Genomic DNA, 26,678 nt, shown 5'->3' on the forward strand with positions numbered 1-26,678 from the left:
TTTCATCAATAAATCATTTTTTTGTCATCGAAATTATGCCTTTTTAGCTTTATGCGAGACATTTTCGTGATATTCCAGTAAAGTTAGCCAATTTCGTAGCAACAGTGCCGCAAAAGTGTTCACCAAGATGTCCCATCATCAGGTGCATTTTTAGCTGCTAATTATGGGTATTAGGATGGATCAAAAGCGTTGTGCCGTCGCCTCTAAAGAAAGCTTGATTCGTATTTTTACGGTGCCAGAAGCACCAGACTCGACATTAAGTAAAATCGAATCTGAAATTTCTAGCAACTTAGCTGGGTTCTTAAATGAGAATATAGCTGCAATTGAAAAGCCTTTGCACGAAATTGAAAAAGACTTTCAAACGGCCACTATCCCAGAAGAGCCAACCTTTGTTTCTGATTATGCTCAAGATATTATGGAGCAGTTGGTTGCTCATTCAGTGCACACTGCTGCACCAAGCTTTATTGGTCACATGACCTCAGCGTTACCGCATTTTGTGTTACCGCTTTCTAAATTAATGGTCGGTCTAAACCAAAACCTAGTAAAAATTGAAACTTCAAAGGCATTTACGCCTCTAGAAAGACAAGTTTTGGGCATGATGCATCACCTTGCTTATGGTGAAGACGACAGCTTTTATAGCAAATGGATGCACAGTGCGAAAACGTCATTAGGCGCATTCTGTTCAGGTGGCACTGTCGCTAACATTACCGCCTTATGGATTGCCCGCAACCGTTTATTAAAAGCCAATGGTGACTATAAAGGCATTGCTGCACAGGGTTTAATCGCGGGAATGCTGCACTATGGTTACAAAGGCTTAGCTGTGCTTGTTTCTGAGCGAGGCCATTACTCATTAGGCAAAACCGTTGATCTACTGGGTATTGGTCGCGATAACATTGTCGCAATCGCAACCGGCGAAAATAATAAAGTCGATGTCGATGCGATGCGTAAAAAGGCCCATGAGCTTGAAGCGTCTGGCATTAAGGTAATGGCACTTGTGGGTGTTGCTGGTACGACTGAAACGGGCAGCATAGATCCACTTAATGAAATGGCTGATTTAAGCGAAGAACTAGGTTGTCATTTTCATGTTGACGCTGCATGGGGCGGTGCAACCTTACTTTCTTCAAATTACCGCCACCTTTTAAGCGGTATCGAACGCGCTGATTCAATTACCATTGATGCTCACAAACAAATGTATGTGCCAATGGGAGCGGGGTTAGTGTTATTTAAAGACCCTGCTGCGACGGATGCTATTGAGCATCATGCAGAATATATTCTTCGTAAAGGCTCAAAAGATTTAGGCAGTCATACCCTTGAGGGCAGCCGCCCAGGTATGGCAATGTTAGTGCATGCTTGCTTACGTGTTATTGGCCGTAAAGGCTACGAGATGCTAATTGATCGCAGTATCGTGAAAGCGCGCACTTTCGCCGATATGATCAAGCAGGATGAAGATTTTGAATTAATCTCAGAGCCTGAACTTTGCCTATTAACCTATCGTTACGTACCAAAAGAAATCCAAGCGAAACTGAAAGAAGCAGACGAAGAAACTAAATTAGATATTTACGCTTCGTTGAATCGCTTTACTGCAAGCATGCAAAAGCGTCAGCGTGAAGCGGGTCGCTCTTTTGTATCGCGTACACGTTTAACACCTGCAAAATATGACCATCAGCCCACCGTGGTTTTTCGTGTTGTATTAGCCAACCCGTTAACCTCTAAAGCAATTCTAAAAGATATTTTAGCGGAGCAAAAAGAGCTGGCGAAAACCGACCCGGTATTTAAAAAATATTTAAGTAAGTATATGGATTAACAAAGGGAGCGTGATGCTCCTGTTATTCACTAAAGCAGCTTGCTTTAATCATGTTACTGATAATCGCTTGTGATGGTTTAATTTTTTCCATCGCCAAAAACTCATCTGGCTGGTGGGCTTGGTTAATTGAGCCGGGCCCCATGACGATGGTTTCGCAGCCAAGCTGTTGAATAAAAGGGGCTTCTGTACAATAGTTTACAGCGACAGCGGGTTGACCTGAGATTTTTTCGGCCAGCTTTACAAGTGCTGTATCAGTGCTACCACTAAATGCTGGGATAGGTTCATGCATGTCGATAACGCTCACTGCATTTGGGTATTGGGCATTAATCTCTTCTGCGGCTGTTAGCAAAATCGCTTGTAGTTCTTGCACACTTAAACCAGGTAAAGGCCGCATATCAATGTGCATTTCACAACAACCACAAATGCGGTTGGCATTATCGCCACCATGAATATGACCAAGGTTCAAAGTAGGGTACGGAATTTCAAAGTGCTCAACTGAATATTTATTCTTTAATTCTTCTTTGATGATTAACAATTTTGTAATCATTTTATGCATGACTTCGATGGCGTTTAAACCACGTTCAGGATCGGAACTATGGCCTGAGCGACCAATTACTCTAATGGCTGTACTCATATGGCCTTTATGAGTAAATACCGGTGTCATATCAGTTGGCTCACCAATGATGCAGCGCGCTGGTTTTAAGTCTGGGTGGCGGCAAATTTGTTGTGCCCCCGCCATTGTGGTTTCTTCATCGGCTGTGGCTAGGATTAAAAGTGGCTCTGTTTGCTTAGTTTCATCAAGCTCGCTGATAGCCTGTAGTACAAAGGCAAAAAAGCCTTTCATATCAATACTACCTAAGCCATAAAGTTTATTGTCATGCTCGCTGAGTTTAAATGGATCGTAGTTCCAGCGGCTATCATCAAATGGCACAGTATCAGTATGACCTGCAAGCATTAAACCGCCATCTCCTTTACCGCGTTTCGCTAATAAGTTGTAACGGCCTTTGCCGTTTTCAAGCTCTGTGATTTCACATGTAAAACCCAGGCTTTCGCACCAGTCTGCGAGCAAGGTAATTACTCCTTTATTGCTCATGCATAAAGAATCTTCAATCGCACTAATTGAAGGGGCAGCAATTAGCTGCTGATACATAGATATAAAAGAGGGTAGCGACATAAAAAAATCCAAAAATAATTATTCAATCTAATTGCATAACAATATAAAAGTATTTATGATGAATATCAATTCACTTTTTGAGCATAAATATTAGTAAAGCTGTACGATGAACACGAAACGACGATAACCTGATTTGATTACTTTAGACAGTGTTTTTATTCGCAATTGAGCGAGTAATTTTAGGCGTATCGATAAACAGATTTAATAGGTAAAAGTAAGCAATGAATGTAGTGATTATTGGCGCAAGTGGTTATAGCGGCGCAGAGCTAGCAAGTTTAGTTGCTAAGCACCCCAAACTGACCCTACAAGCATGTTATGTGTCTGAAGGGAGTTTAGATAAAGGCAAATTATTAAGCGATTTATACCCTGAGCACCTTGGATTGTTAGAGTATCCACTACAACCTCTAACAGCTGAGGCTTTCCAAGATATCGAAAGCAATGCTGACTATGTATGCCTGTGTACTGATCACAAGGTCAGTGTTGATCTTGCTCCGAAATTTTTAGCCATGGGTAAAAAAGTATTCGACCTATCTGGTGGTTTCCGTTTAGCTGGGAATGAGGATTACCTGACTTATTACGGTTTCGCACATGAACACCCTACGCTTTTAGAGCAAGCAGCGTATGGTTTAGCCGAATGGAATAGCGATGCGATTAGTAAAGCGAGCCTTGTAGCTGTCGCGGGTTGTTACCCAACAGCGGCTCTTAATTCTTTAAAACCACTTAAAGAAGCAGGGCTATTAGCTGATCAAGCCATTATTGTTAATGCGGTGTCAGGTGTTACAGGCGCTGGCAGAAAAGCCAGTGTTAACACGCACTTTTGCGAAGTGTCACTTGCTCCTTATGGCTTGTTTAACCACAGACACACACCTGAGATTGAGCAGCACCTTGGTCACCCTGTGTTATTCACCCCACATTTAGGTAATTTCCCTCGCGGAATCTTAGAAACTATTTATGTGCAATTAAAACCAGGCGTAACAGTAGAGCAAGTGAGCGCGGCGTATCAAGTGTTAGCTAACGAGCCGTTAATTCGTTTACTTGGCAATAAAATTCCAAGCATTAAAGGCGTCGCTAAACAACCATTTGTTGATATTGCATGGCAGCAAAAAGGTGAGCAACTCATCGTTATGTCAGCGATTGATAACCTTCTAAAAGGCGCAGCTGGGCAAGCATTACAGTGTATTAATTTAGCCATGGGTGAACCTCACCACACTGGTTTGGTAGGAGCGCTGTAATGAAAACTTGGGTCATTAAAGTCGGTGGTGCTGTGTTAAATAGCGCAGATGCCGCAAAAGCGCTTTTTGATGTTTTAGCCTCTGAACAAGATAACTTTGTTATTGTTCATGGTGGTGGTGCCTTGGTTGATGCTTGGCTTAAAGACGCCGGCTTTGTAACTGCAAAACATCAAGGTTTACGTATCAGCCCAAATGAGCAAATGCCATATATTGTTGGTGCTCTTGCCGGTTGTGCCAATAAACAATTGATGAGCCAAGCAATCAGCGCTGGCCACAAACCTGTTGGTTTAAGCCTTTATGAAGCGGGTGTACTGGTATCTGAAAAACTTAAAGTATTGGCGCAAGTAGGTCAGTGCTCAGGGAGTTGTGACAGCGTGCTACCTAGCATGCTTGAACAAGGTCGTTTACCTCTAGTGAGCTCTATTGGTTTTGGGGAAGATGGCCAATGGTACAACGTCAATGCAGATGAAGCTGCAGCGGCTATCGCTAAAGAGCTTAATGCAGAACTTATTTTTATGACAGATGTAGAGGCTGTGCTTGATGCCAATAAGCAGCCACTACATCAACTTAATACGCAGCAAATCGAAACACTTATCCTTGAAGGAGTTATTCAGGGCGGGATGGAGGTCAAAGTAAAGACCAGCCTTCTTGCTGCCCAACATTTACGACGTGGTGTGTATATCTCAAGCTGGCTGAAGCCAGAGAACTTAGTCGCTTTATTAAAAGGCGAGCATGTAGGAACGAAAATTACACCATAGGTATTTCATGTTAAAAAATTTCTTAAATGGTCTTGAATTAGACCAAAAAGGCGCACTTAAATTACTAAACTTAGCGCAAAAAATTAAAGCAAACCCAACAGACTTCAGCCAAGCATTAGCGGGCAAATCAGTGGTTACCTTGTTTGAAAAGCCAAGTTTACGTACTCGTTTATCATTTGATATTGGTATTAATAAACTGGGTGGTCACGCAGTTTATTTAGATTCACAAAATGGTGCCATGGGCGCTCGTGAATCGGTTAAAGATTTTGCTCTTAATATCTCAACTTGGGCTGATGGCATTGTTGCTCGCGTGAATGCGCACAAAACACTGACCACACTTGCTGAATATTCATCGGTGCCTGTTGTTAATAGCTTATGTGATTTATATCACCCATGCCAAGCACTTGCTGACTTTCTAACGCTGCAAGAAGTGCATGGCGATGTTAGCAAACTAAAGCTTGCTTACTTAGGTGAAGGTAACAACGTCACACACTCTCTAATGCTATTAGCAGCCAATTTAGGCACTGATTTTGTTGCAGTTTGTCCTAAAGGCAGTTCGCCAGATTCGCAAATTCTCAAGCAAGCAGAGCAAATTGCAGCAATGAATGGCGCGTCTGTTATGGTGAGTGACAGAATTGAGGCGGCAGTTGGCGCAAATGCAGTCTATGCTGATACCTGGGTTTCAATGGGTGATAAAACACCGCTTGAGCAGGTAAAAGCTAAATATATGCCTTATCAGCTTAACCAAGCCCTATTAGAGAAAACCGGTGCGCAGACTGTACTGCATTGTCAGCCAGCGCATCGTGAGTTTGAAATTACCTCTGAGGTAATGGATGGTCCAGCATCAAAAATTATTCAACAAGCAGAGAATCGTATGCACGCGCAAAACGCTCTACTTGTCACATTATTAAATCCAAATTTTGTTTAAGGAACACCAATGAGTTCAATTAAAAAAGTCGTATTAGCCTATTCTGGTGGTCTTGATACATCGGCAATCGTGCCATGGTTAAAAGAAAACTACGGCTGTGAAGTAATCGCGTTTGTTGCTGATGTAGGCCAAGGCGCAGAGGAGCTTGAAGGCGTTGAAGAAAAAGCCATTGCTTCAGGTGCGTCGGAATGCCATATCGTAGACTTAAAAGACGAAATGGTCAGTGATTATATTTACCCAACTTTAAAAACGGGTTCTATTTACGAAGGCACTTATTTACTAGGTACGTCTATGGCGCGTCCAATCATTGCTAAAGCGCAGGTTGAAATTGCCCGTAAAGTAGGCGCTGATGCGCTTTCACATGGTTGTACTGGTAAAGGTAACGATCAGGTGCGTTTTGAGTCATGTTTCGCAGCCCTTGCACCAGATCTAAAAGTGATTGCACCGTGGCGTGAGTGGGACTTATCAAGCCGTGAATCATTACTTGATTACTTAGCTGAGCGTAATATTCCGTGCTCTGCGTCAGCTACAAAAATTTATAGCCGTGATGCTAATGCTTGGCACATTTCTCACGAAGGTGGTGAGCTTGAAGATCCATGGTGCCAACCAAGTGATCAAGTATGGACATGGACTAACTCGCCTGAGCAAGCACCTAATGAAGCAGAATATGTAACATTAAACGTTGTTGAAGGTGAAGTGGTTGCTGTTAACGGTGAGTCATTAAAACCATATGACTGCTTAGTTAAATTAAATGACATTGCTGCGCCGCATGGTGTGGGTCGTGTTGATATCGTAGAAAACCGTTTAGTGGGTATGAAGTCGCGTGGCTGTTATGAAACACCAGGAGGCACTGTGATCATGGCTGCTCTTCAAGCGATTGACGAGTTAGTGCTAGATAAATCAAGCCGTAAATGGAAAGAAGTGCTTGGTGGTGAGTTCTCTCATTTAGTCTATGATGGTCGTTGGTTTACGCCATTAAAAGACTCGATTCTTGCAGGTGCTGAATCACTGTCTAAGTTAGCAACGGGTGAAGTAGTACTTAAGCTTTATAAAGGCCAAGTCACGGCGGTACAGAAAAAATCACCGAATAGCTTATACAGCGAAGATTTCGCAACCTTCGGCGAAGATGATGTATATGACCAATCTCATGCAGAAGGTTTCATTCGTTTATTCTCGCTTTCAAGCAGAATCTCAGCACTAACGAAAAAGTAATTTAATTATTGCCCTGCATTGCAGGGCAATAGCCGAATTTGGAGACAGTTCAATGGCACTATGGGGCGGACGTTTTTCTACGGGTCCAGATGAAGCGTTTAAACAATTCAACGATTCACTTCCTTTTGATTATCAACTTGCAGAGCAAGACATTATTGGTTCAGTTGCTTGGGCTGGAGCGTTAAAACAAGTAAACGTTTTAAACCAGCAAGAATACGATGATTTAGTTGCAGCACTTAATAAGCTGTTAGATGAGGTTAAAGCGAACCCACAGGCAGTGGCTGTAGCAGGGCATGAAGATATTCATTCTTATGTTGAATCAGCACTGATTGATAAAGTGGGTGACCTTGCTAAAAAGTTACACACTGGTCGTAGCCGTAATGACCAAGTAGCAACAGATTTCCGTTTATGGTGTCGTGATACAGCTGAGCATATTCTTGAAGCAATCGCAGAGCTGAAAGGTGAGTTTATTGCCTTAGCTGAGCGTGAGCTTGGCACTATTTTACCGGGTTACACACACTTACAGCGTGCACAACCTGTGTTATTTAGTCATTGGTGTATGGCTTATGTTGAAATGCTTGAGCGTGATGAGAGCCGTTTAAGCGATGCCAAAAACCGTATGAACTATTGCCCACTTGGTAGCGGTGCATTAGCCGGTACTGCGTACCCAATTGATAGGCAAATGCTTGCCGAAGGGTTAGGCTTTACCGGTGCTACACGCAATAGCCTTGATGCTGTATCAGATCGTGATTTTGTGGTTGAGCTATTAAGCTGTGCATCGATTTCGATGATCCACTTATCGCGCATGGCTGAAGATTTAATTTTCTATAACTCGGGTGAAGCGGGCTTTATTGAGCTTTCTGATGGGGTAACATCAGGCTCTTCACTAATGCCGCAAAAGAAAAACCCAGACGCACTAGAGTTAATTCGTGGTAAAACTGGCCGCGTTTTTGGCGCATTCAGTGCCATGATGATGACATTAAAAGCGCTACCACTTGCTTACAATAAAGATATGCAAGAGGACAAAGAGGGCTTATTTGATGCGATGCCAACTTGGCTGGCATGTATTCATATGGCGCAAGCGTGTATCAAAGGCATTAAAGTTAATGCAGATAAAACATTAGCAGCTGCAAAAGGTGGTCACTCAAATGCGACTGAACTTGCTGATTATTTAGTGGCTAAAGGTATTCCATTTAGGGAAGGTCATCACATTGTTGGTACGCTCGTGCAAATGGCTATTGCACAAGGGAATAACTTAGAAGATTTAAGTTTAGAGCAATTTAAGTCAGTGCATAGCATTTTCGAATCAGATGTATATCCTGTATTAGAAATAGACGCCTGTATTAAAGCAAGACAAGCTCTGGGTGGCACCTCTCTTGAGCAAGTAACAAGTGCCATTAAATACGCAAAAAAAACAGCAAATAGCGGTACGTGACGCAACCTTAAATGATGTTGAGTCTATTGCTAAGCTAATTCAGCATTGGGCTACGGTAGGTGAAAACCTACCACGAGCTAAAAGCGACATGATTCACTCAATTAATGAGTTTGCTGTCACTGAAGTTGAAAACCAAGTTGCAGGCTGTGCCTCGCTTTATATTTACGATACTGGCCTTGCTGAAATTCGCTCGCTCGGGGTGGACCCCGAATCACGAATTGCCGGGCAGGGACGTCAACTTGTTGAACATTTGCTAAAAAAAGCCAAAAGCTTGGCGCTTAGTCGGGTAATTGTTCTGACAAGAGTGCCAGAATTTTTTGCAAGCCAAGGTTTCAGCTTTTGTAGCAAAGACAGTTTGCCAGAAAAAGTGATCAAAGATTGTGAGCTTTGCCTTCGTAAAGATAATTGCGATGAAGTGGCAATGGAATATATTTTAAAGCCAAGTAATAGCGCGGTGATCCCGTGTAAACACGTGGCTTAATTTTCCCTGGATAGGAAAAACGCACGGTTACCCCTGTGCGTTTTTTTATGTCTGAAATTTAGATTTACTGACTTTTATGATCAAAATGATCAACTTTTGTAAAAGTTGGATCGTTAATTGCTTTTATTATCAATGCGGTGGCAACGTCGCGATGAAGTATAAAAAAGCGTCAAAAAAATGAGAACGCTTAACTCAGCTTACAAGCTATTGTAAGCTGTACTGAAAAAACAATTAACTTAAAGGAATTAACTTATGCAAGTTTCAAACAATAGCCAATTGCAAATGCAAGCTTACAGCCAAATGCAACAAACAAAGCCTGCTTTGGAACAAACTACTAGTAATAAAACCCTGCAATCTGATACAGTAACTTTATCAAGTGAAGCCTTGGCTTTATCTGGTGGTGCTGAGATCCAACGCGGTGGTATCATTGTATTAGATCCGGATAAACGCCCAAATTAATTACACTATGAGTAAAAGATGTATTTAACAGAACATTTTGGTTTATCTCTTCCTGCAATGGTTGTATGGGGATTAATGATGGCATTTTTCTTTAATGCCTTTCTCTGGATTGCAAATGCTAAAAGAAATAATGTTCTGTTAATGCTATCGCTCGTGGTTTTTGCATCTTACTTTACAAGTGATCATTTATTCTCTTGGTTCGATAATTCAAGTGTTTACCTAAGTTGGGCTATCTATGATGTAATTACCTTAGCTGTAATTTTTAGTTGTACCTACTTCATTAAGGGTGTTAAGTCACCAGCATTTACCTATGTAATTTTTGTACTTTGCTCAAATACAATTCTTCAATTATTGATGTATTATGATTTACATATTACTGGTAATGTTAACCCTTGGTTTCTATGGGATTTTTACTCTTTCACTGTCTACTTACTCGATTTTACTATGATCATCGCACTCATAGTTGATAGAGATATCTTGGGTCTAAATACCTTAAAGAATCGTTTTTTACGTACAAGTAAGTCAAAACACCTTCAAAAGCAGTTATAGAATTTAAAGATGTATATAGATGCTTTTTTGGGGGACTTATTAGGGGCCTTCATCGAGTGGGGCTTCTTGATGGCCTTTTTATTTAACTTAGCGGTTAATATTAATAAAACAGATAGTAGAGTTCTTGTTTTATCTTTTATTATGATGATTTCATACTTCATCAGTGGCTTCGTTAAGCTCTCTATTTATAGTTATCTGAACTGGTTTTACTTTGACTTACTAACTATAGCAGTGGTCTTATATTGGATGTACTGTGCCAAGGTAGCAAACTTTTTCGGAACAACATACATCCTTTTAGGACTTATTCTCAACTCAATTCTAATGTTATCGATATACATAGATATTTTTATTTACGAAAACAAGTCAGAGTGGTTTCTTTGGACCTTGTACTCATTTGGCGTAAATACCATTGATGTAATTATGATTCTCGTACTGCTTTTTAATAAGGATTTTCTAAAGCTTCATCATGTAGTAGGGAGAATTTTTTCAAACGAAAAGGTTAAGAGCTTTGGCTGAGTTTCACAAGTATGTAAGTGCTTATCTAGCAACATTTATTATGTGGGGCTTTCTGATGGCTTTCCTATATAACATGGTTAGTAAGTCAATCGTGCCCAATGGTGACAAAACTTTAATGTGGATTTCGCTAACAATGTTTTTGTCTTATTTAGCCTCAGATCCACTAACCTCAGCTACTTTTCAGATTGAGTCGATGAGTTATGCAACTGCCTATGTAGTTTGGACAGTTCTAGATCTAACTTGTATTGGTGCAATACTGCTGATAACTAAGGATAAATCGATCTATAGTTACCCTGCAAAACTCTATGTAATATTAGGTTTATTAATTAACTGTTCTCTTTTTATCAGTATGTATATAGATATTAATATACTTGAGAATACAGAAGAGTGGTGGTTATGGGGCTTTTATACGGTTACAGTCAATATTGTGGATGCAATGATGCTCATCGCCCTTTTCAGTAATAAAGATTTTCTAGGGCTTGTGAAGCTATATAGGCAAGTTCGAGGCCAAGCTGAACCAGCTTGACCCCAATTGGTTAGAAACGGTATTCCCAGCTAGTTCTAAGGGCTGTGTTTGTTTCTGACTCATCACCTATTTCATCTTTTGAAATAAGCCCTGTCACTTTCCACAGACCATTCAACACAGATTGCTGATAACCAAGCTCTAACTGCAGCTGACTCGTATCTGATGCGAGCTCAGCGTGTGTGGTTTCGCTTTCAATCCAACGTAACTTCGCATGGCCACCATAACCATTTAGAGTGTGGTAATAGGCGCCAAGAATAGCCGATTTACTTTGTAGCGGTGTTGAGCTGCCAATTAAGCGTGAGCGTTGTGTATAGCTACCAGAGCCATATACGCAATCACTAATTTGATCACAGTTTTGCTCTGTATTTGAGTATTCAAAGTAGCTTTTTAATAGACTTTCTTTCGAGCCAAAATAGCTTTCTACGCCTAGCGTATAAAACGGCTCGCTCGGTGCTAAACCACTTTCATTTCGACCCATTACTTCAGCATAAAATGCCACTGGTTGCGCCGCTAAAGTGGTTGAATACTTAACATCTAAACTCGTTAAACGGTGTGTTGATTCACTGCTTTCGAGTGTAACAGGGTTGATTTCGAGGCTAGTTAAATAATCAGAGCCTGCACTATTAATCGCAATTTCAAGGCCTGTTAATGGCGTACTTGCAAACCGGAGCGCCCAAAAGTCACCGTCCTCTGAGCTATTTAGATATGGCTTTTGTTTGGCGTAGATACCTGTTAACTGCCAATTACCGATAAACGACAACCAACTTGGGCCTACATATTGTGTATTTGCTCTGCTGAAGCGAACACCTTTCATTGGCGCCGCATTATTTGATAGTAGTAGGGCATTATCGTTACTTGGCCCCCACCAATGGCTAACTTGCTCCGCACTAAGTGACCAATTACCCAGGAGTACGGCTAAATAGCTATCTTGATAAGTAACATGCTGTTTATCAAGGGCGTCATCGGCGTAATTTACACTCACTTTAGCGCTAACACGCTTCCCTGTGATTGAACCATAACTATTTACACCGCTTTCTTGCTGGTGGCGTTTACCAAAACCTTGCTGAGTGAGAGGTTCGCTGTTGTAGTTTAGGCGAATACCTGAACTAGTTTTTTGCTTTGCATTATCAAGAGCATGTTTTACATGCTGATACGCAAATAAGCTTTGCTCATCAAGTTGGCTGGTATTGGCAACGTCTAGGTCCCGTGCGATACCTTGCCACATTAATGGGTAGCTATTAATAGGCTGTTTAATAATGCCCTGGTTAAATAGCATTTCGATTGAAGCGCGAAGCAGTGGGTCGTCGCTTTCTATCCATGGCCCAGCAACACTTGGCGCAGAGATCATTAGTAATGCAGTTAAGCTAATGAACTTTTTTAATTTCATCCGTGAATTTTATCCTGTAAGGCTTTGGCTACAATAGGGTCAACAAACTCGCTCACATCGCCATTGTGGCGTGCAACTTCTTTAACTAGAGTTGATGATATAAACGAATTCTTTTCTGCTGGTGTTAAAAATACACTTTCTAGATCAGGGTTTAGACGACGATTCATATTAGCTAACTGAAATTCATAGTCAAAGTCAGACACAGCACGAATACCGCGAATAAGCACTTCGGCTTTATGGTCGCGAGCTAAATCAGCCAATAAGCCAGAAAAACCAATTACACTCACGTTATCAAGGTGCGCCAAAATCTTATTAGCAAGTTCAACACGCTCATCAAGGGTAAAGCAGGGTTGTTTACTAGGATTATGCGCAATGGCAACAATCACTTTATCGAACATTTTTGCCGCGCGATGAATTAAGTCTGTATGGCCATTTGTAAGTGGGTCGAAAGTGCCCGGATAGATTGCAGTAACGTTCATAACTATCAGCGATTTATAAATTTGCTTGCTATATTAACAGTGTTTTCTCGACTATGCAGCTTAGAAAATACGCGTATCGGATTAGGAACCTTCACCTATATAAGGTACTAAGCCGATTGAGGTTAATATTTTTCAAGGTAGTATTTAATTGTCGCGCATTTGTTTATACTGCTCGGCTGGGGACCGTAATAATCATAAAAAACAGAGTAAATAGGCTATGAGCACAAAGGACAAGATCATACACACCAGCATCGAATTATTTAATCGCCACGGTGAGCGTGCCATAACAACTAACCATATCGCTTCGCATATGGGGATAAGCCCTGGTAACTTGTATTATCACTTTAAAAATAAAGAAGATATTATTCGCCACATATTTGCTTTGTATAGCGACCATTTACATACCCACTTTAAGCCACTGACTCCTGACGATGATGCACTAGAAAACCTAGCGGGCTATCTTGATTCGCTATTTGAACTTATGTGGCGTTTTCAGTTTTTCTACGACAACTTAGGCGATATTTTATCTCGTGATGAAGAGCTGAAAAAAGGCTACATTGCGTTTCAAGCAGAGCTTTTGGAGCAAGTAAAAGAGGTACTTTTTGCATTACGAGAAGGCGGTATCATCTGCATTGAAGACGAAGATGTCACAGAGCTTGCGCATATGCTTAAAATGACCGTGAGCTTTTGGACACCTTACATCAAAGCTCGCCGCTTAAGCGGTGAACTTGCCAGAGCCGATATTTATAACGGTATTTTAAAGGTATTGCTGCTATTAAAAGCCCATTGCACCGAGCAACACTTAGAGCAAGTAAATCAATTAAGAGCCAAGTATTTAGCCCTTGCTGAAACAGAGCAAAGCGAACAATAACCCCGCAAAGCAGTTTATTTCCTAGACGCTATAATTTTTGTTATAATCGCGCGCCCTTGAGGTTGCTATACCTTAGGGCGTGTGAAATCCACAGTCTAAGAGTGAACTATGCTTAAATTTATCGTCAAATTACACCCTGAAATCGCGATCAAGAGTAAATCTGTTCGTAAGCGTTTTACCAAGTTATTAGAAAATAACATTAAGATCGTTTTGCGTCGTGTTGACGAAAAAGTGCAGGTAAGAAACAACTGGGACAATATCTCTGTTGTTAGCTTGCTAGAATCTGAGCAAGTTCGCTTAGATATTATCGATGGCTTAAAACGCATTCCAGGTATCGTACAGTTTATTGAAGTAACAGAAACAGACTTCGACTCAATTGACGATATTTACCAAAAAGCACTTGAACTAATCGGCCACACGATTGCGGGCAAAACCTTCTGTGTGCGTTGTAAACGTTCTGGTAAGCATGATTTCACATCGAGCGATGTAGAGCGCTACGTAGGTGGTGGTTTAAACCAGCATGTTGAAGGTGCGCGCGTTAAATTATCTCACCCTGAAGTGACTGTTCGCTTAGAAGTACGTGATGATAAAGCATACATTGTTACTCAAACTCACTTAGGTATGGCGGGCTTCCCGTTGCCAACACAAGAAGATGTATTATCGCTTATGTCGGGCGGTTTTGACTCTGGTGTTGCAAGCTACCAAATGATCCGTAAAGGTGCGCGTACTCACTTCTTGTTCTTTAACTTAGGTGGTGCTGCGCACGAAATCGGTGTTAAGCAGGCGAGTTATTATATCTGGAAACAGTTCAGCTCTACTCACAAAGTGAAGTTTGTTACTGTTGATTTTGAACCTGTTGTTGCTGAGATTTTAGAGAATGTTGAAAACAGCCAAATGGGTGTTGTGCTTAAGCGTATGATGATGCGTGCCGGTAGCCAAGTTGCAGAAAAACTAGGTGTACAAGCGCTAGTGACTGGCGAAAGTATTGGTCAGGTATCAAGCCAAACATTGGCTAATCTAAGTGTGATTGACCGTGTGACGGAAACTTTAATCATTCGCCCGTTAATCCAACACGACAAGCAAGATATTATCAATATTGCGCGTCAAATCGGCACAGCAGAGATGGCAGAAAGCATGCCTGAATACTGTGGCGTCATTTCTAAAAAGCCAACGGTTAAAGCTAAAATCAAAACTATTCTTGCCGAAGAAGCTAAGTTTGACTTCGACGTGCTAAATACAGTTGTTGAAAATGCACGTGTGATGGATATTCGCGATATCGACACCGAAGCAAAAGAAGAGGTGAAAGAAGCTGAGTCTGTATCTGATTTACCTGAAGGGGCGGTTGTTGTTGATATTCGCTCACCTGAAGAAGAAGACGCAAACCCACTAGAACTTGAAGGTATTGAAGTTGTACATTTACCTTTCTTCCGCTTAGCAACTAAATTTGGTGACTTACCAAAAGATAAAGAATATTACTTATATTGTGCTAAAGGTGTGATGAGTCAGCTACAAGCGCTGATCTTGCACGAAGAAGGCTTTAGCAACGTAAAAGTGTATCGTCCGTAAAAGATACTGATAAAAGCGCGACATGTTCGCGCTTTTTTAATGCCTGAAATCATTACGAGAACTTTCCCCTTTCTCCTTGTAGCTTAACTTTTTATTTTTATCATGCTGAGCATTGCTTGATTATAGGGGGTTTTTATTCCTAACTTAGCGCCTTGCTCGCACACATAACCACAAATTGCATCAATTTCAGATTCTCGATTATGGCTGATGTCTTGTTGCATAGAAGAAAAGTTTTCAGCGGTGGCTGTCATCACAGAGTAGGCTTGATCCAGCGCCTCGCTGAGTTTTACTTTAACCCCTTGTTTATTGGCAACCAAGCAGGCCTCATTGAGTAAATTAATAATGCGCGTGCTAAATTGTGGTGCGCGTAACTGGCCATTTTTTACGTTATGAATTGCTGTTAACGGGTTAATGGCAATATTCACTAACAGTTTTTGCCATCGCAATGAGTGAATATCATCGCTCACAGAAAAATGCGGCAAGTAACTAAACTGCTGCTCAAGCTCGTTGAGCCTTTCGCTTGCAGCTGCATTACATGCGCCTAGCACACTTTCACCATTACCTGTATGGTTTACGCTATAAGGCGTTGTTTTAAAACCAGCTAAACGCGTGGTTAAAAACGCTAATCCTTGCGTATTCAAAAGCTGGGCATTAAGTTCATCAACATTACCCATGCCATTATGAGAAATAACGATTTGGCATGTTCTACTGAGATAAGGTTTTATTTGCTTAAAGGCCGCTTGAACTTGAAATGCTTTTACTGTTATTAACACCAAATCAAAGGGCGCTGTATGACCAAGCTCTTTGTGATTAATGAGATGGGCTTTGATAGGGTGTGATTTGCCATTGCTTGCTTGATAAAAACGTGTGGTCAAGGTTGGTTTTCGGGTCAGTAATGTGATGTCATGTTGTGCAGATAAAAAATGGCTAAACAATAAGCCAATCGCACCATCGCCAACAATTAAAACATTAGCCATTACGTTGCTTTCTACCTAAATGAAAACCAAGTTTTATAGCAAAATAGCTGATGGCACCAATAAAGTCAGCGATAAAGTCACCAACCGAGGCTTGACGGTAAGGCAGCATATCTTGCATAAACTCAATGGCCGCACCATATCCGGCTAACAGTAAAATTTGCACCATAAGTGGTAATTTAAATGCTTTATCCATCACCAAAGCCAGTACAAAGAAAATACCAAAATGCGCCACTTTATCTACGTGTGGGAAGAGGTTACTCACCCCTTTAATTTCTTTGGCAAACAAAATCGTAAAGCCAATAATGCTGGCTAAAAAGATAACTTGGTAAACACGCCTTGTCACAATAAACCCTAAAAATGCCGAAATTGAATGGCCAGTATATCAAACAATTTTTGCATCGCACCTGAACAAGCCGGATAAAAATAGAAAGAATCGACAAATAAGCGTTATAATTGCCAACCATAAATGAATTTAAAAAAGACTATGTTAGGAGAACCCCATGCCTTCATTTGATATTGTTTCTGAAGTAGAAATGAACGAAGCGCAGAATGCAGTAGATAATGCAAAGCGTGAACTAGAGACACGCTTTGATTTTCGTGGTGTTGATGCATCAATCGAACTAAGTGATAAAGTAATCAAGTTAAAAGCAGAAGCACCGCAACAAGTAATGCAACTTTTTGACATTCTTGCTGCGAAAATTTCAAAGCGTGGCTTAGATGTATCTAGCCTTGAGCTTAAAGATGAATCGCGTAGCGGTAAATACGTAATGCGTGACGTTGCTCTTAAGCAAGGTATCGAAAAAGACGTAGCGAAGAAAATCGTTAAGTTAATCAAAGATTCAAAAATTAAAGTACAAGCTGCTATTCAAGGTGAAGAATTACGTGTAACTGGTAAAAAGCGTGATGATTTACAAGAAGCAATGCAAGTTGTTCGTACTGCTGATTTAGGTCAACCATTCCAGTTCAAAAACTTCCGCGATTAATACTCTATGTTTTTAGCTTTAAGCTGTAAGTTTTAAGCTATAAGCCTACAAGTTTTTGAACTTTACAAGGAGCGTATTTTGAGACAAATATTAGGTTACAGAGAAAAAGATATCTTCTAGCTATTTTCAGCTAGAGGATATTTATGTCAGTAAAAAACAAAGCAATAGATCGTAATAAACACGGTAAAATAAACAGAAAATACACAGGCCCACACAGTACTTATTTTTACCAACAAACACCAAGTTTGTGGGTAAAATGATGACTAAACCAAGACTTTTATTTAAAAGCCTTGGTTTTTTTTGTTTCTAAATTAGAATGCTGGCTTTTCATTTCACTAAGGAGAATGTATTGAAAAAAGTTTTAGTGTTGGCAGGGGCTGTTATTTTATCTGGATGTGCATCAAATAAGTACTCGCAGCCAATGGTTGATGGGCCCAGCGCCAAACTTCGTTTAGCGTCTGTTCCTAGCAATAATAATTTTATCAATGTACCTGAAAAAAGTGAGTGTATTGCTAAAAAAGTAGGGTCAAATAATCACATAGCCACTCTTGGTGTTAAAGCAAACCTCGTAAGAAGTCTCAGCCGTTTAAACATGCCAGCTTATGATACAGAGCTTGGTGACTCGCATCAAAATGAAGTTTATATTCCTGCAGAAAAGCAATTTTCATTTCAATTTAATGGGGTTGGAATTACCGGCTTTTCTCCAGGTCAGAACGATTCAGGTGGTGTGCTGTACTCTTGGTGTAGAAAAATAATAACTTTCATGCCAAAAGAAGATGCTAACTATGAGGCTTTATATGATTACGTTGAGTTGCCTAATGGGAAAGAAACGTGCGGTGTAAAACTGTTTGAAATTGTACTTTCGAATGAAGGTACTTATGAAAAAGTTGAAAGCTCAAACTATAAAGTTGTTGAGAATTACTGTGATTAATATTGAGTATTTTTCTCTAATTTTATAAATGAGATTCAAAAGCCAATCAGCCATGCTGATTGGCTTTTTTACTTTAGGCTTACACCTTAGCACTTAACTTGCAGCTTGAAGCTTTAGACTTAAAACTTTGGTTTAGAAGTATAGCCGTCCATTGACTTTCCTCCCCAAAATCATCACAATAACGGCCTATTTTCGAGGTGCTTGCTGTATCTTCAGATACGTTTTATTTCAAAGGGTGAAATAGTCGCAAGATAATCGGGAAGTTGGTGCGTTTTCAGGGAGAAAACAATGCCAACACTGCCCCCGCAACGGTAATGTAGATGCCATGCATGTACAGAGTCCGGAGACCGGCCTTGAAGTAACTTACTATTCGCGTGTGCGGTGGGCACAGGCTAGGGGATATCATGCTAAATAAATCTGCGTTAGGCGTAGCGGTTGCTGCTGCGTTGTCTTTTTCTGTATCTGCTGACGAGCAATCAATCGAGCACATCACAGTTTCTGCCAATAAATTCGAACAATCAATTAATGATGTATTAGCCAGTGTTACTGTCATCGACCGCGCTGATATTGAAGCAAGCTATGTTCGTGACTTACCAAGCTTACTAGCCACTCAAGCAGGCTTTCAAATTAATGCCAATGGTGGTTTTGGGCAAAGCTCTGGTGTGTCATTACGTGGTGCAAGTTCTCGTCATACACTTATTTTAATTGATGGTGTACGCACAGGCTCTGCAACACTTGGCTATAAAAGTATTAGCAATATTCCTTTAAACAGTATTGAGCGTGTTGAAGTAATTAAAGGCTCACGTGCAGCTGTATATGGTTCTGATGCGCTAGCTGGTGTGATTAATATCATTACCCGTAAAGCACAAAACACGACCTTAGATGTTACTTTTGGCTCAGACTCTTACCAAGAGTACCAAGTAGCGACAGGTGGTCAGTTTGCAGGTGTTGATGTTGCCGTTAATGCCGGTTATGAAAAAACAGATGGTTTTGATGTTCTGCAAGGCTTAGCGCCAGATGAAGACGGCTACGAGAACAAAAACCTTGGCTTTAATCTTGGTTATCAAAATGAGCAGTTAGGTGAGTTTTTAGCGCAAGCACAATACTCAGAAGGCGAAGCAAAATACGATAGTGCTTATAGCCCTGCAGACAGCACCGTAGAAAAAGGCGAGTTCGAAAATTACCAAGCTTCACTAGGTTGGAAAAAGGCTTTCGAAAAACACAGTCATGCCATTGATATTGCCATATCAAGTGATAGCTCAGATGACTCACGCATTGATTACACGGGTGCAACGGTGGTTGATAAGTTTGAAACTGAGCGTGAGCAAATTGATTACAATGGCCAATACTTTTTCAATCAAGCACTGACTCTTAGTGGCGGTCTGAATTGGTATAAAGATGAAGTGAACACTAACTCAGGTACTTATTTAAAAGACAGCCGTGAAGTATTCGCTGCGTTTGTTGGCGCTTATTATGACGACGAACACGTGCTGGCAAACCTAACCGTTCGCCAAGATGATGATCAGCAGTTTGGTGATGAAACAACTTACACTGCAGCTGTTGGCTATCACTTAAATGACATCGCTACATTCCGCGTAAGTCAAAGCACAGGTTTTAAATCTCCAACATTTAATGACCTATATTACCCGGGCTCAGGTAACCCAGAGTTAAACCCTGAAACATCAGATAACCAAGAGCTTGGCTTATCACTCAATGTGAATGATATCAGCCTTGATATTGCGATTTTCCGCAGCGAAATCGACAACAAAATCGCTTGGGCACCAAATGCATCAGGGCAGTGGATCCCAACTAATATAAACGAAGCTCGCCATGAAGGTGTTGAATTTAGCTTTAAAAACCAAGTGTTTGGCTTTGATCACAGCTTTAACTTTACCTACCTTTCAGCTGAAGATACTGAGACAGGTCAGTCACTAACCTATGTGTCAAATCACAGTGTAAATTGGTCATTAAACAAAGCATGGGGTGATTTTGATGCTGGTATCGATATGCAATACCGTGGTGATCGTGATGGCAAGTTAACGCACTTACCATCGTATACGTTATGGAATTTAGTTGGTCACTACCAAGCGACTGACAACTTAACAGTGTCACTTCGTGTAGAAAACCTATTCGATAAAGAGTACAACGCCGTTGATGCCTATGGTACAGACCTAGATGGAGATTACATCAACGACGAATTTTATTATTACAACACGGCCGAGCGTCGCTTGTTTGTAGGTGCCCGTTATCAGTTCTAATAATAAGGAAAATTATTAGTTCTGCGTTTAAAAGCTCGCTACCTACTTAGCGGGCTTTTTTCATTTAAGTTTAGCTGCGTAATACTGTTCGAACTTTGCAAGCTTTGGGGCAATAAGAATACTGCAATAACCTTGATTTGGGTTTTCATTGTAATAGTCTTGATGGTACTGCTCTGCAGGGTAAAAGTTTGTAAGCGGACTCAGCTCGGTGACAATCGGCTCACGAATTTGCTTTTGTAAAGCATCAATCATGGCTTGAGATTCTGCTTTTTGCTGTTCATTATGATAATAAATAACACTGCGATACTGAGTGCCGACATCATTACCTTGGCGGTTTAATTGTGTGGCATCGTGTAAAGTGAAGAACATTTCAAGCAGGGTGTTATAGCTCACGATACTACTGTCAAAATCGAGCTGAACCACCTCAGCGTGACCCGTTAAGCCAGTACAAATTTGCTGATAACTAGGGTTTTCAATCTCACCGCCTGCATAGCCAGAGCTGACATTAAGCACGCCTTTCACACGTCTAAATGCGGCATCAATACACCAAAAGCAGCCGCCGCCAAAAGTGGCAATTTGTATGTTGTTATCCATATTAAACTCCCTTATCGTTTTGCTGACTATAGCCGAAAAAACAAAACGCCGTAAAGACGGCGTTTTGTATCAATAAAGTGCGTTTTAAATTTCTTCTAACGGCTTGTCTTTTGCTTGTTGTTCTAACTTGCTTTGTAAGTACTCAGGCGACTGAGTATTTCGAGCAAGTGCACTGTATGCTGCAGGTACCACGAATAAGGTAAGTAAGGTTGCAACAATAACACCAGTAAACACCACCACACCAATTACCATGCGGCTTTCTGCACCTGGGCCACTTGCAAGAACTAGCGGTACCGAGCTCATTACTGTGGTCAATGAGGTCATAATAATTGGGCGTAAACGCTGCGTAGCAGCTTGGCTAATCGCTTCGTTAAACTCAACGCCTTTATCGCGCAGTTGGTTGGCGAACTCAACAATCAAGATACCGTTTTTCGCACTTAAACCTATCAGCATTACAATACCAATTTGGCTGTAAATATTAAGAGTAAGTCCGGTGTACCACAAACCAAATAATGCTCCCACTAAACCAAGTGGCACAGTAAGCATGATCACAAATGGGTGAATAAAGCTTTCAAACTGGGCTGCAAGTACTAAGAAGGTGACTGTCAATGCCAGTATGAATACATAGGTCATTGCCGATGCGCCTTCATAGAACAGCTGCGATTCACCCTTGTAGTCAATTGCACCGTCGATGTCGTTTTCTTCTGCTGCAACTTGATTTAAGAAGTTAAGCGCTTCTTCTAGGGTATAACCATCTGCTAAGTTCGCACTTAACGTAATTGCGCGCATACGGTTATAACGGTTTAAACGCGATGCTGTGGCTTCTTCTTTTAAGCTAATTAAGCTATCAAGCGGTACTAATTCGCCACTGCGTGATTTTAAATAGATATTTGAGATATCAGTCGGATTAGCAAAGTCTTCTTTGGTGCCTTTTAAAATCACATCGTATTCTTCACCACGGTCGATAAAGGTTGTTACGCGGCGTTGGCCTAACATGGTTTCGAGTGTGCGGCCCACATCCGATACAGAAACCCCTAAATCAGCGGCTTTGTTTTTATCAATATTGATTAAAAACTGCGGGAACGTTTCTTTGTAATCGTGATCGATTCTTACCAAGCCTGGGTTTTTCTCAGCGCGCTTAATAATACGGTCTCGCCAATCGGCTAGTTGGTCGTAATCGTTACCTTGCAGTACAAATTCAATCGGGCGAGATGAACCACCGCCACCAATACCACGGCGCATAATTGCAAATGCACGCACATCGGTCACTTCAGTCATTTTGCCGCTGATTTCGTCCATTACTTCCCATGTTGAGCGCTTACGCTTATCCCAGTCGGCCATACCTATGATAGCAACACCACCTTGGCCACCCCAGCCAGGTACACGAACAAGCACTCGGCTTAATTCACCAGATTCAGAGTAAGGCATTAAACGTTCTTCAATTTTTGCCATGTTTGCAGCGTTATTTTCATAACTTGCGCCCTCAGGACCACTCATCATGATAAAGAAAGTACCGCGGTCTTCTTTTGGCGTAAGCTCTGAAGGCACTTTTTGAAACAGCATAAAGCTGGCAACACCAGCCAAAATCATAGTCAGTAGCAAGCTCCATTTACGGCTCATATTTGAAGCCAGCGAGTTACGATAGGCGTTTTCGATTTTGTTAAAGGTTCTATCCATCCACTGGCTAAACTTGCTTTCTTTTTCTGAAGCTTTCAATACTTTAGAGCAAAGCGCTGGAGAAAGTGTTAATGCCGTAATACTAGAGAAGAACACTGCAGCGCTAACTGCCATCGCAAATTCCGTGAATAGGGCACCAATACGGCCATCCATAAACACTAGCGGCACGAACACCGCAATCAGTACGAGGGTGGTGGCTATAATCGCAAAGCCAACTTCACGGGCACCACGAAATGCAGCAAGCAGTGGTGGTTCACCCAGCTCTATACGGCGGTGAATATTCTCAAGCATTACAATCGCATCATCCACTACTAAACCGATAGCAAGCACGAGTGCCAGAAGAGTTAACAAGTTGATTGAGTAACCCATAGCGAGCAAGAACATAAAGCTACCCACTAACGCCACTGGTACGGTTACAGCAGGCACTAGGGTTGCGCGAATATTGCCTAAGAATAGGTAAATAACTAATACAACCAGCGCCATTGAAATCCCAAGGGTTCTATATACTTCATCAATCGATTCTTTGATGAAAATTGATGAGTCATAGCTGTCTTGAATGGTGGTGCCTTCTGGCAGGTTTCGCTTAATTTTTTCAAGCTCAGCGCGGGCATTATCAACCACGGTTAGGGTATTGGCTTTGGCTTGCTTGACGATACCCAAACCAATCATATTACGGCCATTACCACGGAATAAGCTTTCGTCATCAGCAGCTTCTAGGTGAACATCGGCCACTTCACCTAAACGTACTAAATAGCCATCATCACCACGTTTGATCACTAAGTTTCTAAAATCTCGCTGATCTTTATAACTACGCGCGGTACGTACTGTAAAATCACGGTCGATAGATTCGATTTCACCGGCAGGTAGTTCAACGTTTTCAGTGCGTAAGGTGTTTTCAATATCGCTACTGGTAATACCGCGTGCTGCCATCGCTTTACGGTTTAACCAGATTTTCATGGCGTATTTACGCTCGCCACCCACGCGTACGTTAGAGACACCATCAACAACGGCTAATCGGTCAACAATAAAGCGCTGTGCGTAATCAGATAACTGTAATGAATCCATGGTAGTACTGTTTAGTACGAACCAGGCAATAGGGCTTTCATCACTGTTTGACTTAGAGACCTCTGGCGGGCGAACTTGCTCAGGTAAGCTATCAAGGGCACGGGCTACACGTTCGCGTACATCGTTTGATGCGGCATCAATATCGCGGCTGATATTAAACTCAATGGTGATGTTTGAGCGGCCATTTCGGCTCGACGAGTTAATACTTTTAATGCCTTCGATACCCGAAATGCGGTTTTCGAGTACTTGGGTGATTTTAGTTTCAATGATCTCTGCGCTGGCGCCGGTGTAATCAGTGCTCACACTAACAATCGGTGTTTCAATATCTGGGTATTCGCGCAGTGGTAGCATAGAAAATGCCACCAAACCAAAGGTAAGTAACAACAGGTTTATTACGATCGCAAAGACCGGGCGTTTAACGCTAGTATCAGTAATTTTCATGGTTTAGCCCTTGATACTTACTTTGCTGCCAGTACGGATCTTAATGATGCCTTCAGTCACGACTTGCTGACCATTTTCAAGGCCTTTATCAATAGCTACCCAGCCATTGTGACGACCCGCCACATGTACTTCGACTTTGTTAGCAACGCCATCTTCAATTTGGAACACGTAGTGTTTGTCTTGCTGAGGAATGACGGCTTTCTCTGGTACCATTAGCGCTTGGTTTGAGCTTAGCTCTAATGCTGTATTTAACAGCATGCCTGGGCGTAATAGGCCTTTTTCATTGATAAAGCTTGCTGTCACTTCAACGCTACGAGTGACTGAATCGATACGCGAGCTAATGTGGGTCACTTTACCGTTGAAGGTTTTTTCTGGGTAAGCATCATTTTGCGTCATCACTTTCATACCCAGTTGTAACTGCGCTAGGTATTTTTCTGGCACTTTAAAGTCGACTTTAATGATACTGATATCATCAAGGGTGGTGATGTTTGTAGTATTGCTAACATAAGTACCAATTGAAATCTCGCGCTTGCCAAGTAAGCCAGTAAACGGTGCTTTAATTGTCATTTCTGCCAGCTTGGTTTTGGCGCTCTCAAGCTGCGCCTCGGTTGCATCAACACGTGAAAGCTGCTCTTCTAGTAAAGATTTAGCCGTTGATTGTGAGCGTGATAGCTCAGTGAGACGATCAAGTTGACGGCGCTCTTCGCGTAAATTAATGCTTAGCTCTTTAACTGCTAATTCTTCTTCTTGAGACTGTAACTGAACCAGTTTTTGACCTTTACTGACTAAGTCGCCATCATTGAAAAATATATCTGTAACATAATCGTTTTGCGCACTGCGAATATAGATCGCTTGGTTAGCACGAGCACTACCTATTGCTTCTATGAGCACAGCATTTTCTTCAGATGTGACAGTGTGAGCTGTTACTTGAGTTGCAGCGCCTGAGAAGTTGCTCTGCTCACCTTGGCTCGAAGGAAGGTATAAGTAAATGCATAACCCTAGAAAAAGGGTAATAATAAAAGGGAATAGTGCCTTACCAGATTGTGTAGAGTACATCGTCGTGTTACCAGAAATTTAGTTGAGTGTAGTGTACAAAATTAGTACGTGCCACGTATGTCAGGTATCTCATAAATTTGTGCATTTAGCGTAAAAGTGAAAAGTTATGCTAATTTGTTCCTTTATTGTGACAAATTAAGAAAGGTTTAGAATGAGTAAAGCACCAAAGTGTAATTATTGTTTAACGCTCAGAAAAATAATATTGGTCACAATTGTGATGTTTATTTTTTACTTCTCTGTTTATGGATAAAAATCTTCCTGCACTAAAAGTGCGTGCTCAATCATCTCGCCATGGCAGTGAGTTTTTAATTGTTGGCGGAATTGGGTTAATCATTATTATGCTGGTTAACTTATTGAGACCCGGTGAAATTAGCATTGTTGAGATTTTTTTAGCCACAACCTGCATAGCGGCAATTTTTATTGGCTTTTTAAAAACTCAAGAACCATACTTTAGCTTAACTTTTACTCAGAATTTGCTTATTTATCATCATAAGATTGGGAATTGGCAGTTAAATCGTGCTAATTTTCATCATAGTGGTATACCAAAAGTGGAACAGGGCTTAGAATACCTTGAGTTAAATGCAGTTGGTATTAAACTCAATAACATAGATGAATTTTTAACACAGATTCACCCAAGAATTGCCGGACGATTACTTATAGAGCAACGTCATTTATTTATGCAAGTCATTCAAAAGTATTGCAAAAATGGTGATTGCCCATCAGAATGGTTAATAGAAGAGACGGACTACACGGCCCCTAGTGGTCAGATTTATAAAGGATTGATTGCCATGTTTGCCAATCGTACGCAACATTTAAGGCAGTTGACAGGATACGATTTACTATTACCTGCCAATGTTCTTGATGTTGATATTTGGCAATTCAGTGCTGATTTGAATCGTTGGAAACTGAACCCTAAAGAGTTTTTAGAGACTCGCTTACAGAAAAGTAAGCTATAGGCGGCAGTTATGTAGTAGGAAAAGACTATGAGTCAAGAACGTTCTTTTATTAAAAGCGGTCGAAACACAATTATACATAAAGATAAGAAACTCGATTTAGTGGTTGTGAATGGTGAGAACCATCCGCGCATTAAAGTTACTCAAAATGGTTTAGAGCCGTTTAAAGAAGACCTGCCAAAAAATCGTCGCGAGGCTAAAGAGCGTTATTTAGAAATGGTGTATGTATCAAGCCCAGATGTATTTGCAGAAGAAAAACGTTTGTTGTTTATCCAAGCCCTAGATGGCAGAGAATACAAAGTTGATTACAGTAAAATAGGCACCAAGCTCTTCGTACGTATCCACCAAGAAAGTTATTTATAACCC

At 41.1% G+C, this 26,678-nt stretch carries 23 protein-coding genes, 1 pseudogene and 1 riboswitch; of the genes and pseudogenes, 16 read left to right on the forward strand and 8 right to left on the reverse strand.

Annotated elements, in window-relative coordinates; all coding sequences use genetic code 11:
- The first annotated feature begins 175 nt into the window (after positions 1–175).
- Positions 176–1,804: a pyridoxal-dependent aspartate 1-decarboxylase PanP gene (panP, locus tag BIZ38_RS06025; protein ID WP_187489838.1), complete on the forward strand. Its 1,629-nt coding sequence runs from the start codon at positions 176–178 to the stop codon at positions 1,802–1,804.
- A gap of 22 nt (positions 1,805–1,826) precedes the next feature.
- Here panP and argE read toward each other — a convergent pair whose 3' ends face one another.
- Positions 1,827–2,978: an acetylornithine deacetylase gene (gene argE, locus BIZ38_RS06030; RefSeq protein WP_187489839.1), complete on the reverse strand. Its 1,152-nt coding sequence runs from the start codon at positions 2,976–2,978 to the stop codon at positions 1,827–1,829.
- A 221-nt stretch (positions 2,979–3,199) separates the two neighbouring features.
- Between argE and argC the strand changes: the two genes are divergently transcribed.
- The 8 genes and pseudogenes from argC to BIZ38_RS06070 all read left to right on the forward strand — a co-directional run bounded on the left by argC (position 3,200) and on the right by BIZ38_RS06070 (position 11,074).
- Positions 3,200–4,210 carry an N-acetyl-gamma-glutamyl-phosphate reductase gene (argC, locus tag BIZ38_RS06035; protein ID WP_187489840.1) on the forward strand — a complete coding sequence of 337 codons (1,011 nt, stop codon included), beginning with the start codon at positions 3,200–3,202 and terminating at the stop codon, positions 4,208–4,210.
- A complete protein-coding gene (gene argB, locus BIZ38_RS06040; protein ID WP_187489841.1) occupies positions 4,210–4,968 on the forward strand; it encodes an acetylglutamate kinase in 759 nt (252 codons plus the stop codon). Before argC ends, argB begins: the two co-directional genes overlap by 1 nt.
- Before the next feature lie 7 nt (positions 4,969–4,975).
- The gene (locus tag BIZ38_RS06045; RefSeq protein ID WP_054551090.1) at positions 4,976–5,896 is read left to right on the forward strand and encodes an ornithine carbamoyltransferase; all 921 of its coding nucleotides are present in this window, start codon (positions 4,976–4,978) and stop codon (positions 5,894–5,896) included.
- A 9-nt stretch (positions 5,897–5,905) separates the two neighbouring features.
- Positions 5,906–7,108 carry an argininosuccinate synthase gene (locus tag BIZ38_RS06050; protein ID WP_054551091.1) on the forward strand — a complete coding sequence of 401 codons (1,203 nt, stop codon included), beginning with the start codon at positions 5,906–5,908 and terminating at the stop codon, positions 7,106–7,108.
- 52 nt (positions 7,109–7,160) lie between these two features.
- Positions 7,161–9,024 (forward strand): annotated as a pseudogene (argH, locus tag BIZ38_RS06055) (argininosuccinate lyase).
- A gap of 252 nt (positions 9,025–9,276) precedes the next feature.
- Positions 9,277–9,483 carry a hypothetical protein gene (locus BIZ38_RS06060; RefSeq protein ID WP_138599669.1) on the forward strand — a complete coding sequence of 69 codons (207 nt, stop codon included), beginning with the start codon at positions 9,277–9,279 and terminating at the stop codon, positions 9,481–9,483.
- A gap of 18 nt (positions 9,484–9,501) precedes the next feature.
- Complete coding sequence (locus BIZ38_RS06065; RefSeq protein WP_138599670.1) at positions 9,502–10,032, forward strand: hypothetical protein; 531 nt, start codon at positions 9,502–9,504, stop codon at positions 10,030–10,032.
- Positions 10,033–10,540: 508 nt separating this feature from the next.
- Entirely contained in the window at positions 10,541–11,074 is a 534-nt protein-coding gene (locus BIZ38_RS06070; protein ID WP_138599672.1) for a hypothetical protein, read from the forward strand.
- A 10-nt stretch (positions 11,075–11,084) separates the two neighbouring features.
- Here BIZ38_RS06070 and BIZ38_RS06075 read toward each other — a convergent pair whose 3' ends face one another.
- A complete protein-coding gene (locus tag BIZ38_RS06075) occupies positions 11,085–12,461 on the reverse strand; it encodes a capsule assembly Wzi family protein (RefSeq protein WP_166340587.1) in 1,377 nt (458 codons plus the stop codon).
- Positions 12,458–12,940: a pantetheine-phosphate adenylyltransferase gene (coaD, locus tag BIZ38_RS06080; protein WP_054551099.1), complete on the reverse strand. Its 483-nt coding sequence runs from the start codon at positions 12,938–12,940 to the stop codon at positions 12,458–12,460. Before coaD ends, BIZ38_RS06075 begins: the two co-directional genes overlap by 4 nt.
- Positions 12,941–13,157: 217 nt before the next feature.
- Between coaD and BIZ38_RS06085 the strand changes: the two genes are divergently transcribed.
- Complete coding sequence (locus tag BIZ38_RS06085) at positions 13,158–13,811, forward strand: TetR/AcrR family transcriptional regulator (RefSeq protein WP_138619258.1); 654 nt, start codon at positions 13,158–13,160, stop codon at positions 13,809–13,811.
- Between the two features lie 108 nt (positions 13,812–13,919).
- Positions 13,920–15,377: a tRNA uracil 4-sulfurtransferase ThiI gene (gene thiI, locus BIZ38_RS06090; RefSeq protein WP_062566412.1), complete on the forward strand. Its 1,458-nt coding sequence runs from the start codon at positions 13,920–13,922 to the stop codon at positions 15,375–15,377.
- Between the two features lie 83 nt (positions 15,378–15,460).
- Here the strand turns inward: thiI and BIZ38_RS06095 are convergent, their stop codons facing one another.
- Together BIZ38_RS06095 and BIZ38_RS06100 are read right to left on the reverse strand one after the other, a co-directional pair.
- Positions 15,461–16,354, reverse strand: coding sequence for a ketopantoate reductase family protein (locus tag BIZ38_RS06095; RefSeq protein ID WP_166340588.1), 894 nt, complete (start codon positions 16,352–16,354; stop codon positions 15,461–15,463).
- On the reverse strand, positions 16,347–16,697 hold the full coding sequence (locus BIZ38_RS06100) for a VanZ family protein (protein ID WP_054551103.1): 351 nt from the start codon (positions 16,695–16,697) through the stop codon (positions 16,347–16,349). Before BIZ38_RS06100 ends, BIZ38_RS06095 begins: the two co-directional genes overlap by 8 nt.
- A 157-nt stretch (positions 16,698–16,854) precedes the next feature.
- Here BIZ38_RS06100 and BIZ38_RS06105 point away from each other — a divergent pair, with 157 nt between their 5' ends.
- The 3 genes from BIZ38_RS06105 (at position 16,855) to BIZ38_RS06115 (ending at position 20,526) form a co-directional block, all read left to right on the forward strand.
- A complete protein-coding gene (locus tag BIZ38_RS06105) occupies positions 16,855–17,337 on the forward strand; it encodes a YajQ family cyclic di-GMP-binding protein (protein WP_054551104.1) in 483 nt (160 codons plus the stop codon).
- A gap of 349 nt (positions 17,338–17,686) precedes the next feature.
- Positions 17,687–18,268: a hypothetical protein gene (locus BIZ38_RS06110; protein WP_138619262.1), complete on the forward strand. Its 582-nt coding sequence runs from the start codon at positions 17,687–17,689 to the stop codon at positions 18,266–18,268.
- 216 nt (positions 18,269–18,484) lie between these two features.
- Positions 18,485–18,639, forward strand: a riboswitch (cobalamin riboswitch).
- A 33-nt stretch (positions 18,640–18,672) separates the two neighbouring features.
- Positions 18,673–20,526 (forward strand): TonB-dependent receptor domain-containing protein, encoded by a 1,854-nt coding sequence (locus BIZ38_RS06115; protein ID WP_138599676.1) that lies wholly within the window; start codon positions 18,673–18,675, stop codon positions 20,524–20,526.
- A gap of 60 nt (positions 20,527–20,586) precedes the next feature.
- On the opposite strand, the gene msrA is transcribed toward BIZ38_RS06115, so the two are convergent.
- From msrA to BIZ38_RS06130, 3 genes are all read right to left on the reverse strand, one after another.
- The gene (gene msrA, locus BIZ38_RS06120) at positions 20,587–21,120 is read right to left on the reverse strand and encodes a peptide-methionine (S)-S-oxide reductase MsrA (RefSeq protein WP_054551107.1); all 534 of its coding nucleotides are present in this window, start codon (positions 21,118–21,120) and stop codon (positions 20,587–20,589) included.
- A gap of 84 nt (positions 21,121–21,204) precedes the next feature.
- Positions 21,205–24,303 carry an efflux RND transporter permease subunit gene (locus BIZ38_RS06125; protein WP_054551108.1) on the reverse strand — a complete coding sequence of 1,033 codons (3,099 nt, stop codon included), beginning with the start codon at positions 24,301–24,303 and terminating at the stop codon, positions 21,205–21,207.
- 3 nt (positions 24,304–24,306) lie between these two features.
- Positions 24,307–25,359, reverse strand: coding sequence for an efflux RND transporter periplasmic adaptor subunit (locus BIZ38_RS06130; protein WP_187489842.1), 1,053 nt, complete (start codon positions 25,357–25,359; stop codon positions 24,307–24,309).
- Between the two features lie 242 nt (positions 25,360–25,601).
- Here BIZ38_RS06130 and BIZ38_RS06135 point away from each other — a divergent pair, with 242 nt between their 5' ends.
- Together BIZ38_RS06135 and BIZ38_RS06140 are read left to right on the forward strand one after the other, a co-directional pair.
- On the forward strand, positions 25,602–26,315 hold the full coding sequence (locus tag BIZ38_RS06135; RefSeq protein ID WP_138599679.1) for a DUF2982 domain-containing protein: 714 nt from the start codon (positions 25,602–25,604) through the stop codon (positions 26,313–26,315).
- Between the two features lie 27 nt (positions 26,316–26,342).
- The gene (locus tag BIZ38_RS06140) at positions 26,343–26,675 is read left to right on the forward strand and encodes a hypothetical protein (protein ID WP_054551111.1); all 333 of its coding nucleotides are present in this window, start codon (positions 26,343–26,345) and stop codon (positions 26,673–26,675) included.
- Positions 26,676–26,678: the final 3 nt, after the last annotated feature.

The organism is Pseudoalteromonas sp. BZK2 (assembly GCF_014349195.1).
Classification (GTDB): domain Bacteria; phylum Pseudomonadota; class Gammaproteobacteria; order Enterobacterales; family Alteromonadaceae; genus Pseudoalteromonas; species Pseudoalteromonas simplex.